15 protein-coding genes are annotated in these 13,547 nt (G+C 41.3%); 11 read left to right on the forward strand and 4 right to left on the reverse strand.

From position 1 onward, the window contains the following. The first annotated feature begins 10 nt into the window (after window positions 1–10). Together CVU62_09530 and otsB are read left to right on the forward strand one after the other, a co-directional pair. On the forward strand, window positions 11–2,272 hold the full coding sequence (locus tag CVU62_09530) for a trehalose-6-phosphate synthase (GenBank protein ID PKN37948.1): 2,262 nt from the start codon (window positions 11–13) through the stop codon (window positions 2,270–2,272). Window positions 2,273–2,274: 2 nt separating this feature from the next. Continuing rightward, on the forward strand, window positions 2,275–3,054 hold the full coding sequence (gene otsB, locus CVU62_09535; GenBank protein PKN37949.1) for a trehalose-phosphatase: 780 nt from the start codon (window positions 2,275–2,277) through the stop codon (window positions 3,052–3,054). A 100-nt stretch (window positions 3,055–3,154) separates the two neighbouring features. On the opposite strand, the gene CVU62_09540 is transcribed toward otsB, so the two are convergent. Continuing rightward, on the reverse strand, window positions 3,155–3,640 hold the full coding sequence (locus CVU62_09540; protein PKN37950.1) for an HPP family protein: 486 nt from the start codon (window positions 3,638–3,640) through the stop codon (window positions 3,155–3,157). Window positions 3,641–4,254: 614 nt separating this feature from the next. Here CVU62_09540 and CVU62_09545 point away from each other — a divergent pair. Next, complete coding sequence (locus tag CVU62_09545) at window positions 4,255–4,593, forward strand: molybdenum-binding protein (protein ID PKN37951.1); 339 nt, start codon at window positions 4,255–4,257, stop codon at window positions 4,591–4,593. A gap of 58 nt (window positions 4,594–4,651) precedes the next feature. Here the strand turns inward: CVU62_09545 and CVU62_09550 are convergent, their stop codons facing one another. From CVU62_09550 to CVU62_09560, 3 genes are all read right to left on the reverse strand, one after another. Continuing rightward, the gene (locus tag CVU62_09550; protein PKN37952.1) at window positions 4,652–5,293 is read right to left on the reverse strand and encodes a hypothetical protein; all 642 of its coding nucleotides are present in this window, start codon (window positions 5,291–5,293) and stop codon (window positions 4,652–4,654) included. A 241-nt stretch (window positions 5,294–5,534) separates the two neighbouring features. Further along, window positions 5,535–6,122, reverse strand: coding sequence for a peroxiredoxin (locus CVU62_09555; protein PKN37953.1), 588 nt, complete (start codon window positions 6,120–6,122; stop codon window positions 5,535–5,537). 9 nt (window positions 6,123–6,131) lie between these two features. Next, window positions 6,132–6,653 (reverse strand): redoxin, encoded by a 522-nt coding sequence (locus CVU62_09560; protein PKN38067.1) that lies wholly within the window; start codon window positions 6,651–6,653, stop codon window positions 6,132–6,134. Window positions 6,654–7,229: 576 nt separating this feature from the next. Here CVU62_09560 and CVU62_09565 point away from each other — a divergent pair. The 8 genes from CVU62_09565 to CVU62_09600 all read left to right on the forward strand — a co-directional run bounded on the left by CVU62_09565 (window position 7,230) and on the right by CVU62_09600 (window position 13,425). After that, a complete protein-coding gene (locus tag CVU62_09565; protein ID PKN38068.1) occupies window positions 7,230–8,894 on the forward strand; it encodes a methylmalonyl-CoA mutase in 1,665 nt (554 codons plus the stop codon). 53 nt (window positions 8,895–8,947) lie between these two features. Next, window positions 8,948–9,238 (forward strand): excinuclease ABC subunit C, encoded by a 291-nt coding sequence (locus CVU62_09570; protein ID PKN37954.1) that lies wholly within the window; start codon window positions 8,948–8,950, stop codon window positions 9,236–9,238. A 171-nt stretch (window positions 9,239–9,409) separates the two neighbouring features. Next, complete coding sequence (locus CVU62_09575; protein ID PKN37955.1) at window positions 9,410–9,811, forward strand: methylmalonyl-CoA mutase; 402 nt, start codon at window positions 9,410–9,412, stop codon at window positions 9,809–9,811. A gap of 176 nt (window positions 9,812–9,987) precedes the next feature. Then, the gene (locus CVU62_09580) at window positions 9,988–10,962 is read left to right on the forward strand and encodes a methylmalonyl Co-A mutase-associated GTPase MeaB (protein ID PKN37956.1); all 975 of its coding nucleotides are present in this window, start codon (window positions 9,988–9,990) and stop codon (window positions 10,960–10,962) included. Further along, the gene (gene cobO / locus CVU62_09585; protein ID PKN37957.1) at window positions 10,959–11,561 is read left to right on the forward strand and encodes a cob(I)yrinic acid a,c-diamide adenosyltransferase; all 603 of its coding nucleotides are present in this window, start codon (window positions 10,959–10,961) and stop codon (window positions 11,559–11,561) included. Before CVU62_09580 ends, cobO begins: the two co-directional genes overlap by 4 nt. A gap of 33 nt (window positions 11,562–11,594) precedes the next feature. Then, window positions 11,595–12,341: a hypothetical protein gene (locus CVU62_09590; protein PKN37958.1), complete on the forward strand. Its 747-nt coding sequence runs from the start codon at window positions 11,595–11,597 to the stop codon at window positions 12,339–12,341. Between the two features lie 91 nt (window positions 12,342–12,432). After that, entirely contained in the window at window positions 12,433–12,792 is a 360-nt protein-coding gene (locus CVU62_09595) for a hypothetical protein (GenBank protein PKN37959.1), read from the forward strand. A 174-nt stretch (window positions 12,793–12,966) separates the two neighbouring features. Further along, on the forward strand, window positions 12,967–13,425 hold the full coding sequence (locus tag CVU62_09600; GenBank protein PKN37960.1) for an enoyl-CoA hydratase: 459 nt from the start codon (window positions 12,967–12,969) through the stop codon (window positions 13,423–13,425). The last annotated feature ends 122 nt before the right edge of the window (window positions 13,426–13,547 follow it).

A 13,547-nucleotide genomic window follows, 5' to 3' on the forward strand; every position in this document is an offset into this window, starting at 1 on the left:
AGATATATAAATGAGTCCTCAATCAGACAAAAAAACCAACTCTTTTCGATCTTTAAGACTAACGATGCGTTTTATTATCCCGTTGGTAATAGCAATGACGATACTGGCTTACGCATTGTTGCCTCTGGTGGACAAACTTGCGTTACACTGGTTTACCAGAGATCTTGATATACGCTCTCAGCTTATTGCCAATACTATTCATGAACCTCTCGGCGATTTTCTTTTGCAGGAAAACACATACAGAATCAATTCCCTAATGAAACGGGCCATTCAAGATGAAAGGCTTTTTGCTATGGGGTTTTGTGATGGTCAAGGTAAGTTGCTTTACAGTACACCCAAATTCCCTAAAGATCTTGCTTGTCCCTCTCCTAATTCACCAGCACCCGAAAAACCTTCCATTCTCAAACTGCCAAGCGGACTGGTGCATGTCGCTGTTAAACCTTTTCTCATTGACGGAGTGCCGTTGGGACACCTATTTCTTATCCATGATATGAGTTTTATAGAAAGCCGTAGTGCCGATACACGAAAATATATAGTACTTTTATTTGTTATACTCTTCCTTGTTATATCTTTCATTACAGTGCTTGTTGCTCATCTTAGTTGGCGCGGCTGGATGTCCGGAGTACGTGCTCTTTTACGTGGAGAAAGTATGGTCCAGCCTTTTGCAGAAGGGCCAAATTCTGAATTGCAGCCCCTGATGGGTGATTTGCGTGCGCTGCTGCGAACAATTGATGCTGAAAAAAGACTTGCCGACGATGTCACTATTTCCTGGAACCCGGATAAATTAAGGGAACTTCTTTTTAAGCAGCTGGCGGGAGAACAGATTCTTGTCGTTTCCAACCGCGAACCATACATTCATATGAAAGGAAAGGAAGGTATTGAAATTCAGCGCCCGGCCAGCGGTCTCGTGACAGCAGTCGAACCTGTCATGAAAGCTTGTTCAGGAACATGGATAGCACACGGTGGTGGCACTGCCGATCGTGAAGTTGTAGATAAAAATGATCACGTATATATACCGCCTGAAAATCCAAAATACACACTTCGGCGCATCTGGCTGTCACGAGAAGAGGAAAAAGGTTATTATTATGGATTTGCCAATGAGGGATTATGGCCTCTTTGCCATATCGCCCATGTTCGTCCGATTTTTCGAACAAGCGATTGGCAACATTACGTAACAATAAATCAACGTTTTGCAGATGCTGTTGTCAAAGAAGCAAACAGAGAAGACCCCGTAGTTTTAGTTCAGGATTACCATTTCGCTTTACTGCCAGGCATGCTGCGCAAAATTCTTCCAAAATCAACTATAATAACCTTTTGGCACATTCCATGGCCCAATCCGGAATCATTTGGTATTTGTCCTTGGCGGGAAGAACTGCTTCAGGGAATGCTGGGAAGCACTATACTAGGGTTCCATACTCCGTTTCACTGTAAAAATTTTCTGGAAACTGTGGACCGGTATTTGGAAACGCGTGTAGATCATGCATCTGCCACCATATCTCACGGCGGCAATTTGACGCTAGTGGAAGCTTATCCTATCTCCATTCAGTGGCCTCCTCCATGGCAGGACAGTCAACCCTCAACAAAAGAATGTCAAGCCGAAATTAGAAAATTTCTAAAGATTGATAACAACTGTTTAATCGGCTTGGGGGTAGATCGAATGGACTACACAAAAGGAATTCTTGAACGATTAAGAGCAGTGGAAAATCTTTTGGAACGCCATCCGGAAATGATCGGGAAATTTTCCTTTGTCCAGATTGCTGCTCCCTCACGCGCGGTACTAGAAGAATACCAGGCTTTCGAAGCTCGTGTTAGATCGCTGGCAACACATATCAACCAGCGTTTCGCCAACGGTGCTTATCAGCCTGTTTATTTAAGGGTGGAGCATCATGAACCGGAAGAAGTCAATCGTTACTACCGTGCTGCCGATGTCTGTATGGTCACAAGCCTACACGATGGGATGAACCTGGTTTCAAAGGAATTTATTGCTTCCCGAGACGACGAAAGAGGCGTTTTGGTACTCAGTCAGTTTACCGGTGCGGCACATGAATTGTATGAGGCCCTGATCGTCAATCCTTATCATATTGAACAGACATCCGACGCACTCTATCAAGCTCTTATAATGCCGGAATTTGAACAGCGGGAACGAATGCGCAGCATGCGATCAATGGTTCGTGATTTTAATGTATACAGATGGGCTGGAAGAATGCTAATTGACGCTTCAAAAATACGTCAGAGAGAAAAACTGGCAGCTAGAATTGGAATTGAAACATAATTATGAATGAACAATTATCATATCTTTTTGAAAATGGCGCTCTTTCTAAAATGAGGAATTTTATCGACAATCGAACTTTGTTTGCTTTTGATCTTGACGGTACTTTAGCACCAATAGCATCTAAGCCTAGCAATATAGGAATTCCAGACTCTATACGTCAGGAATTAACAACTCTCAATGAGCAGGCAGTAGTCGCAGTTATTACGGGACGATCACGCTCAGATGCTTTGTATCACCTCGGCATATCCCCGCGTTATCTAATCGGAAACCATGGCGCGGAAGGCCTTCCTGGATGGAAAAATCGAGAAAATGAATTTGTTCAAATTGCAAATCAATGGCAATTTCAATTGGATAAACTGCTTCCAGTCGATAATCGCAATGGCATTCTGATAGAGAACAAAGGTGCAACCTTGTCGATTCACTATCGTTATGTTTGTAATATTAAATATACCCATAAAATGATTCTTCAGGCAATCTGTAAGCTTGTTCCTCAACCGCGGCAAATTGGAGGTAAATTTATCGAAAATCTTATCCCGACACATGCACCGGACAAAGGTATTGCCCTTAGAACTTTGATGGAGGAATCCGGATGTCAGAAAGGTTTTTTTGTTGGAGATGACGAAACAGACGAAGATGTTTTTCGTATGGACAATGCAAATCTTTTCACGGTTCGTATAGGAAGAAAAATTTCCAGCGGGGCGAGTTTCTATCTTAAGGGGCAAAATGAAATCAGACGTCTCCTGTGCGAAATCAGCAGCATCCTCAGGCAAATTAAGAAATAGCAACTCAATTTGCTATTTGTAATTAAGTCATATGTGGTCACATCACATACTGATCATTTCTCGATTCTCTGGGGGAATCAATCCTTTACGGTAACGCAAATCAGGTCAAATCTCTTATATATGGTTTAAAAATTTTATGAATTAAGGACAGCAAAATTATACTTACACCAACCGCAACAAACACCTCTAATGATATGCCTGTTATTGCAACACCCAGAGCAGTGCCTGCCGCAGGCGGATGTTCCATATCGATTACGACCATTGTAAATATTGAAGCTCCTACAGCAAGAGAATACACTATAATCGAAAATATCAAAGCCGCAGGAGGGAACAGGGAAAACAAAAATCCAAAAAATAGGCCAACCAATTGTCCGCCAATTACATTTCTGGGTTGTGCAGTTATGCTGTCAGGCATGGCAAATACGATAAAAGCGGTTGCACCGATTGATGCGATTATAACCGCATGCTGTAAACTCAAAAAATAAAGAACGATAAAAATAGACAAGGTGGCAAGGATGCTTTGCATTACGTAATTCTTCCAATGCTGCCTAAATTCTCTATCTATTTTTACTAAAGATTTTTTCATATATTAACCTCATTTAAAACATATTTTGCGAACTGTAATGTTTGCAAAATAATACCATTAGAATAAATTTACAATAAAAGATTGCAAATATGCTCTTATTCATTGGAAGGATATAGTCTATGATTAATTATAGATTTCAGCATGAAAGGGCGCATAAAATTAACTACAGAGAAAAATGAGGAAGAAACAAATGCTTGACCTATAACTGTCCAAGATTCAGGACTACGGGTGGAAACAACGTAATGGATCGCATCACTGCTGCAATTAAAATTTCAAAAAGCAGATAGTACGTCGATTAGCAAAACGACATCGCTAACAAATATAGCACTTTGATATAGAATTTATTACTAATGTTTAACTTAGAACATTCCAAGCACAGATTGCCATCGGTTCATAACCTTTGCCCTGCATGATCATATCCATGTGAATCAAACTTATAGCGGAAAAATCCATATCACGCGCGAAAACTTTTCCAGCGCGGTAAAGAGTTATTAAAAATAGTAATGATCAGGCAGAGTTATTATGACAATAAAAAAATCTGACAACGAATTTTATTGACATTTCATGGTATTTTTTTTAGTTTAGAAAATCTAGTCGGCTAGAGGAGACAATCTATGGAAATCAAGTGTAAAGTCTGGATTGAGAAGAACGGCAAGGTTATTTTCGGCAAAGGCCGCGATAACATTCTCAAATCTATAGATGAGCAACACAGTCTCAATGCTGCGGCCAAGGAACTGGGAATGTCCTATCGCGCAGCATGGGGAAGATTGAAAGCCTCGGAAGAACGAATGGGAATGAAGCTGGTCGAAACCAGCGCAAGAGAAAAATCTTTGCAGCTGACGCCTCTGGCCAGAAAAATAATAGATCGCTTTGATAAATTGGAACAAGACGTAGAAAATCTTTTGCACGCAGCGGATAAAGATTTTCAGAAATTGACTGATGACGGGAAATAATTCAAATTTAGAGACATCTCAATTTTAAAGTAAATCCCGGCCTGCCTCTAAAAAAGCGTTACGCTTTCAAACCTTTTATAACAACACTCACACTTTCTATAACAGTGGAATGGATTCTTTGCATTCGTTTTGTGGGATTACCCGTAAAAAGATATAGCGAAATAATGCCGTTTAACATGCCCCAAATTGCGTTTTGCATCTTCCAAACGTTTTCAACTGGAGAAAATTCACCGGAATAAATGCCCTTTTGAATGATTTCGGAAATAATATTAATATTTTGATTGGTCGACCAAATGAGTTCCACGTTTTGTTTTTCCGTTAGGTTCATCTGGCCTGTTTGCAACATGAAAGTCATAAGTATTCTAAAGAGCTCATTATCATCTAAAAAATAATTAACATAAATCCTTGCATATTCCAGCAACAACTGTGAAGCCGTTGCTTCCGTAGCCGCAAAGTTTTGTAATCTTTTATAAAGCGCGATATTATCGGCAATTAATATTTGAGCATATATTTCTTCTTTACTCTCAAAGCAGAGATAAATTGACCCTTTACTGACTTCAGATTTGGAAGCAATATCATCGACGGTTACGGATTTGAAGCCCCGCTCAAAGAAAAGTTTTCGCGCTGCTTTCAAAATTGTATTTTTTCGATTTTCTTTTTCTTTTTTTCTTTTTTCTTCTAAACTCAAATCATTTACCATTATTTATCAATATTTATTTTCGATACAGACTGACACTAAATTAAATTTAGTACATGTATAGTATTGAGTTATATTATCTTTAATGCTTGAATCTTTCCCTGGGTTAGGGCCGTTTTCTAAGAATATTACTAATAATATTTTACAATCAACCACAATTATTTAGGTGTTGATAAATTAATATCAGCATTGTGTCAAGAAAAAATCGAAGATGATATTTAATTCTTAATTATGTTCTTCTTGTTTAATTCAATTTTTCCATTGCCCGGACAAGTGTTTCCAGCGGCGGCCGCTGGTTGATATTATGGACATCAATGTAACGGATAATGCCTTTTTTATCGATTACAAAAAGCGCTCTTTCAGCTACGCCATCGGAACGAAGTACACTGAATTTTTCCGCGACTGCACCGTGCGGCCAAAAATCAGACAGAACTTCAAACCACAATTTCCCCATTTGATTCGTCCATGAAAAAAGTGTTGGAATATTATCTACCGTAATACCCAACAAAACAGCATCATGGCTATCAAATATGTCTTTAACAATATTGTAACCGGGCCATTGATCGGAACAAACCGGTGTCCAAGCCGCCGGCACAAAAGAAATTACAACATTTTTCTTGCCGCGATAATCCTTGAGCGAAATCGTTTTCCCGCTGACAGACTTAAGCGTAAAATCGGGTGCGGCATCTCCTTCTTTGACTTTTAATACGCTGTCAACAGGTTTTAACTCGCCTGGATTATAAATATTATTTTTATACGCTTCGGATAAAGCGAAAGCGCTGGATGCAAAAAAACAAGTAAACAAAACCGCTAATATTATATTTTTTTTCATTGCCTGCTCCTATTTTAATCCGGCTGATTTAATAATTTTTTCGAGAAAAGCCTTGTTGTCTCCCAAAGCGCCCAACTTCGAATAAATAACTTCCGTTTTACCGCCTTTTAATTTCACGACAATAAAATAAGGAGTTCTTACTTCTCCGATAATTTTGTGTAATTTGAAATCTCCGTCAGGAATCAGGGGAAATGCTATTTTGTATTTATTCTTAAAGATATCCGTTTCAAAAAGAGAATTGTTTATTCCTATGCCGATTATCTTAATTTTGTTTTTAAGAGCGGGATTTTTTTCAATTAACGTAAATAGATTGTTAATATTAGGAGCCTCACCCTGACAGTAGGGGCAATACATGCTGAATATTTCTATAATCACCACATCAGCTTTGACCTGCTGGATTTTGAATATTCCGCTGCCGGATAACCCAAGATATTTAAGCTCAGCAGAGTTAATTGGTTTTAACAATTCGATTTCCGGAAAAACACCTCCCACTTGCGGCGGGCTAATTTCAGCGGCGCAAATTGCGGTCATCATAAATACCGCCAGAAAAAAGACTAAACTTGATATTTTTCTTTTCATAATCTACCCCTTCCACTGATTTTATAAAGCAATTTACTCTTGTGCTTTAAATAGCATATTTTAGTAAAAGTATTAAGCAAAATAAATAATTTCAACATATCTTTTTTCCCCCCTATTACCTGCTTCAAAATATTTTTTCATCTCATTTTATTTTCACTGTCCGATAAATAAATGGTTATCAAGAAAACAAAATAACTAAACCGCAAAAAAATATTTGACGGCCAGATAAGTATGTGTTACTTACCCAAACCAGGCAGGCTGTCTTATGCCTCAAGATATTTGTGCAACGATCGAAATATTAACGAACTATTGGTTGACATTTTGTCAAAACCAAATCGGGATATAAATATTAATTCGATCAAAGATCAAGTCAAGAGAACGTGGCATCATACGACCTATCGTGCCTTTGAATATATCTTGACAAAAATAAAATTTTTAAGTTAGTGATTTTTAGTTTTTGTTCACATGTATTCTTAATTATTCCGAACAATAACATTAGGAGGGTTAATTGTGTATTTCTCGAAAGAAATGCAGGAAGCGTCTTTGAAACTAAACAAGAAATGGGAAGATAAAGTTCAAAAGTCGTTGAAAAATAATCCTGATCATAAAGCACACTTTTCCACGGTTTCGGATCTGGAAATTAAGAGGCTCTACACCCCGGAAGATATTAAAGATATTAATTTTGCCGAAGACATCAGTGTTCCCGGTGAATTTCCTTATCTGCGCGGAAATCAAGTTACCGGTTACCGGGGACGCTATTGGACGTTCCGCATGTTTTCCGGCATGGGCAGCGCACAGGATACCAACCAACGCTGGCACATGCTCTTGCGCCAGGGACAAACAGGCTTAAGCACCGCTTTTGATTTCCCGACACTTATGGGCTATGACAGCGACTCACCCAAAGCGCTGGGCGAAGTAGGCAAGTGCGGTGTTGCCATAGATACCCTGGAAGATTTTATGGCTCTTATGGAAGGTATTCCTCTGGATGAGGTGACCACTTCCATGACTATTAACCCTCCTGCAACGGTTTTATTCGCGATGTATTGCGCGGCAGCGGACATCAAGGGCGTACCGCTTAATAAAATAGGCGGCACCATTCAAAATGATATGCTCAAGGAATTCATCGCGCAAAAAACATTCATGTGCCCACCGGAACCATCTGTAAAGCTGATCAGCGACACAGTCGAGTTCGGCACAAAATTTGTCCCGCGCTGGAATACAATCAGCATTAGTGGCTATCACATCCGCGAGTCAGGTTCCACCGCCATTCAGGAGTTGGCCTTTACTCTTCGCGATGGCATTGAATATGTCGAAGATGTTGTCCGCCGCAAGGGATTAAACGTTGATGACTTTGCCACACGCCTTTCTTTCTTTTTCAATTCTCATAGCGACTTCTTTGAAGAAATCTGCAAAATGCGCGCGGCCCGGCGCATGTGGGCAAAAATTATGCGCGACCGTTTCCACGCCAAAGATCCCCGCTCCCTGTGGCTGCGTTTTCACACGCAAACAGCCGGATGTTCGCTGACGGCACAGCAACCGTACAATAACGTTGTGCGCACAACGGTGCAGGCTCTGGCGGCGGTACTCGGCGGCACACAATCATTGCACACTAATTCGCTGGATGAGGTTCTCTGCCTGCCTTCCGAGCATGCCGTAGAAATCGCTCTGCGCACACAGCAGATTTTGGCCGAAGAAACCGGTGTGGCCAATACCATTGATCCGCTGGCCGGTTCCTACTTTATTGAGTCTCTGACCAACGAAATGGAAGAAAAAGCATGGGAATATATTCATAAGATTGATGAAATGGGTGGTATGGTTGCCGCTATTGAAAAAGGTTTTCCGCAGATGGAAATATCCGAAGCTGCTTATAGGTTTCAACGACAGTTGGATGCGGGCGAGAAGATCATGGTCGGAGTGAACAAATATGCAACCGACGCCACACATCCGATTCCGCTTGTTGATATTGATGAAAAGGTAGGCGAAGAGCAAATTAGAAGGCTCAAGGATGTACGCCGAAGACGCGATAACCGCGCTACCCAAAAGTCGCTGGATAATATAAAAAATGCCTGCAAGAAAGGCGAAAACGTAATGCCGCACTGCATCGAAGCGGTAAAAAATCTGGCTACGCTGCAGGAAATATGCGACGTTTACAGGGAAGTTTACGGGGAGTATAGGGACCCTGGGTTATACTGATACCAAGTCGCCTGATGTGTCATTCCGAGAAGCGCAAGCAACGAGGAATCTTCATGGTATTTACGAAAACTTATTATGTATATTTGATCACCAACTGGAATAATAGAGTAACTTACATCGGAGTGACCAACGACTTAAATCGCCGGATTTATGAACACAAAAATAAGTTGATTGAAGGTTTTTCTAAAAAATACAATTTAACTAAATTAGTCTACTTCGAGGAAACAAGCGATATAAATGCTGCGATAGCAAGGGAAAAAGAAATTAAAAAGTGGCGTAGAGAAAAGAAGGATAATCTTGTTAACCAAACAAATCCAAGCTGGGTGGATTTAAGCGGAGATTGAAAGATTTCTCCCTACGGTCGAAATGACATTTAGAAGTGTTGTCATTTCGAGGAAACCGCCGACGGCGGGTGACGAGAAATCCTGATAATGAAGATTTCTCGCGGAGTATAATCCCGCATATGCGGGACTCGAAATGACAAAATTAAGGAATAATACTTTAAGGAGACAAATATGCCGGAAAGAAAAATTCGTGTGATGGTTGCCAAACCGGGGCTCGACGGCCACGATCGCGGCGCCCGAATCCTTGCACGTTGTTTCCGTGATGCCGGATTTGAAGTTGTTTATACAGGCTGCCATCAAACTCCTGAACAAATTGCTGCGGCAGCTATTCAGGAAGATGTTGATTTAGTCGGGTTGAGCTGCCTTTCCGGCGCTCATCGCGTGCTTTTCCCCCGTGTCGTGGAACTCTTACGAGAAAAAGACGCTGAGGATATTACAGTTATTGGCGGAGGAATAATTCCCGAACAGGACTTTACTATGCTTTACTCCTCCGGCATTAAAGCGATTTTTACTCCCGGCGCTTCTCTCGACTCCATTGTGGAATGGATTAAAACAAATATAAAACCGCACTAGTCCAGAGTTTCTATAGCCTCTTTAACAATATGATGTCATTTCGAAGTCTCGCATACGCGGGATCATACTCCGCGAGAAATCTTGATAATTGTTAAAAAATAAGATATCTCCCTTTAGTCGATATGACAACTTTTCACTTACAAACTACTTAAAATGTTTTATAAAATGAAGTGTCAATGGATTCTATAATTAAGAAAATTTGTGCAGGCGATGTCCGCTCGGCCTCACGCCTCATCAGGGATATTGAAGATAAAATTCCCGAAGCCCGGGCTAAACTCAAGAAACTTTACGCTCACACCGGCAAATCCTTTATCATCGGGATAACCGGAGCACCCGGTGCGGGCAAGAGCACTCTGACTGACGCATTGATTACCGAATTTAGAAAAAGCAACAAAACCATCGGTGTGCTGGCCGTTGATCCGACCAGCCCCTTTACCGGCGGCGCCATATTAGGTGATAGAATCCGCATGCAAAGCCATGCCGAAGATCCCGAAGTTTTTGTCCGGTCGCTGGCCACCCGCGGCGCGCTGGGGGGATTGTCTCAGGCTGCCGGCGATGCCATCCATATTATGGAAGCAATGGGTAAAGATATTATTATTGTGGAGACTGTCGGCATCGGACAGCAGGAAATCGATATTATTAATCACGCGCACAGCGTTCTGGTCGTTTTGGTTCCGGGGATGGGCGATGAAGTCCAAACAATGAAAGCCGGATTAATGGAGATAGCGGACATTTTTGTGATCAATAAAGCTAATCGCGCCGGAGCCAAACAATTGCAAATGGAATTGACTTCGATGCTCAATCTATCACCCAAAACCACTGATAATTGGAAACCGCCTGTTGTGATGGTTGGGGATGCTTTTAAGCCGGAAACTTTTACCGAAGATATTGCTAAGCTTTCGAAAAAAATCGAGGAACATCATGTTTATCTGCAGCAAAGCGGTAAACTCACCGAAAGAATGCATCGCAAAGCAATGGCAGAGATCAACGACGCACTGCATGCCTGTCTGTTGGAACCGGTTATAAAATCGCTCGCTGCCAAAGGCGAACTGGAAAAATTTGCCGAAAAAATCAAAAACAGAAAAGCCGATCCTTATTCAGTAGCAGAAGAAATCACTCAAAGATTTTTAAAAAAGGAGAATGAAAAATGAAGATCGCAAAAAACACACCTGTATCTAAAACAGCCAAAAAGAAAAAATCTCCACCCGTGAAAAAAATATCCGCCAAAGCAGCGAAAGGTTTGATAATAGTTATCACCGGAAACGGTAAGGGAAAAACAACTTCTGCTTTCGGTCAGGCCCTGCGCGCTATTGGACAAGGTTACAAGGTTTTCATTCTGCAATTTATGAAAGGAAGAGAATACGGCGAGTTTATTGCCGCGGAAAAATATCTTCCCAATTTAACCATTCGTAAATCCGGTCTGGATAGCTTTGTCATGCGAGGCAAAGCCGCGCCCATTGATATCGAACTGGCGCAAAAAGGATTGGAAACTGCCAGAAAAGCAATAATGAGCAGTAAGTACGATATGGTTATCCTCGACGAAATAAACGTTGCCATGGATTTCAAACTCATTAATTTAAAAGAAGTTCTGGAACTTATCAAAAACAAACCGACTGCACTTAACATTATTTTAACCGGCCGTTACGCACCCAAAGAAATAATCACGCTTGCCGATACCGTCAGCGAAGTCAAAGAAATCAAACATCATTACAACGCCGGTATCAAAGACCGCGCGGGGATAGAATATTAAAATACATCTTTTCTAAAATTAACGGAGAAAAATATGTTTGCATGGCTAACAAATCCTGAGGCGTGGATTGCTCTGGGAACGTTAACCGCCCTGGAGATTGTCCTTGGAATAGACAACATTATTTTCATTTCCATACTGGTCAGCCGCGTACCCGCGAATAAACGAAATTTTTCACGCAACATGGGGCTTATTATGGCCATGTTTACCCGCCTGGCGCTTCTCTTTTCAATTGTCTGGGTTGTCAGTTTAACCGCCCCCTGGTTTACAATATTCGGTCAGGAAATTTCGGGACGCGACATTATTTTGATTGGCGGAGGACTGTTCCTTCTGGCTAAAGCTACCCATGAAATTCACGGCAGCCTGGAGGGAGATCAAGAAGACACTCCCACGCTTATTTCAAACAACGTGATAGCGGTACTGTTTCAGATCGCCATTCTGGACATTGTCTTTTCTCTGGATTCTGTAATCACAGCGGTTGGCCTGGCTCAGGATATTTCCATAATGGCTATCGCCATTGTTTGTGCTGTTGGAGTGATGTTATTTGCCGCCAAACCCATCAGCAAATTTGTGGATTCTCACCCGACAATAAAAATACTGGCGCTTTCTTTCCTTCTGCTGGTGGGAGTAACACTTGTAGCCGAAGGATTTGACGTTCACGTTCCGAAAGGCTATATATACTTTGCCATGGCTTTTTCCGTTGCGGTGGAAATGCTCAATCTGCGCCTGCGCAATAAACAAATGAAACCTTTAAAACTGCGTAAAAAAAGTTTTGTCGCGTAGATTGAGTAGAAACTTCAGTGCGAACATTTTTATAACAAATTCATCTGTTTCATCCGGTTAAGGTGCAAGGACTACAGAGGTGAGCATCAAGATGAAAATATCATACAAAGCCGCACTTCTATCCGCATTTGTCTTTCCCGGTGTTGGTCAAATCTATTTAAAACAATATTGGAGAGGGTTGGCTATCCTCCTTATTGTTTTCACCGGATTGGGTTATATTATTCGGGTGTCTGCGATAGCCGCACTCAGTGTCCTCGACGACGCTGTGGTTGAGTTGAAGCACGGCACGACTAACTTGCATGAGATTTCAGGCATTGTCGGATCAAAAACGTCAGTCACAAATCCTTATTATGACGTCGTTTTCTACCTTATCGTTTGCTTTTGGATATTTGCTATTATAGATGCTTATATAATCGGTAAGCAGAAAGATCGCCAGGATGAAGAGACTTAAAAAATTGTTATTCTCATAATCACGGGCATGAAAAATCAAAAGTAAGCTACAAAAGATACCATGCCCTCCGCTTTGCGGGATTGTTCAACTAACCAATTCCTGCGCCTATAGTGATCTTTAGATTAGTCGCTTTTAGAATTGGAGTTTCACAAATAACAAAAGGAGATTAAATAAATGTTCGAAATGATACCCGTGGAAAAATTAAAAACAATGATCGGTCAGGATAACGGCGTAAGCGATTGGGTTTTAATTGATCAGGAAAGAGTCAATCGGTTTGCCGATGCTACCGATGACCATCAATGGATCCACGTTGATGTGGAACAAGCCAAGAAAGGTCCATTCGGCGGCACCATAGCGCATGGATTTCTCACACTGTCTCTAACTGCATTATTCAGCAGCTCCGGTAAATATCTACCGGAAGGCATGAAGATGGTTGTAAATTACGGCTTGAACAAAGTGCGCTTTATCGCGCCTGTTCCCGTTGGATCCAAAGTACGTTCCAAGATGGTTATTTCCGGTGTTGAAGAAAAAGAACCGGGACGCCTCTTGGTGACTACAACCCACACTATTGAAATCGAAGGGCAGGATAAGCCGGCATGTATTGCTGAGACGCTGGCAATGTTTATGATCTGATACCGATTCTAAATCAAAGCGCTATTTTTGTTGGTCCCGATTCATCGGGATTGTCGGCTCATTATCTTTTGAACGCAACTTGGCATAAAAGTAATGATAATAAATAAAAAACCTCCGTTTCC

This window comes from Deltaproteobacteria bacterium HGW-Deltaproteobacteria-2, assembly GCA_002840505.1.
Lineage (GTDB): Bacteria > Desulfobacterota > Syntrophia > Syntrophales > Smithellaceae > Smithella.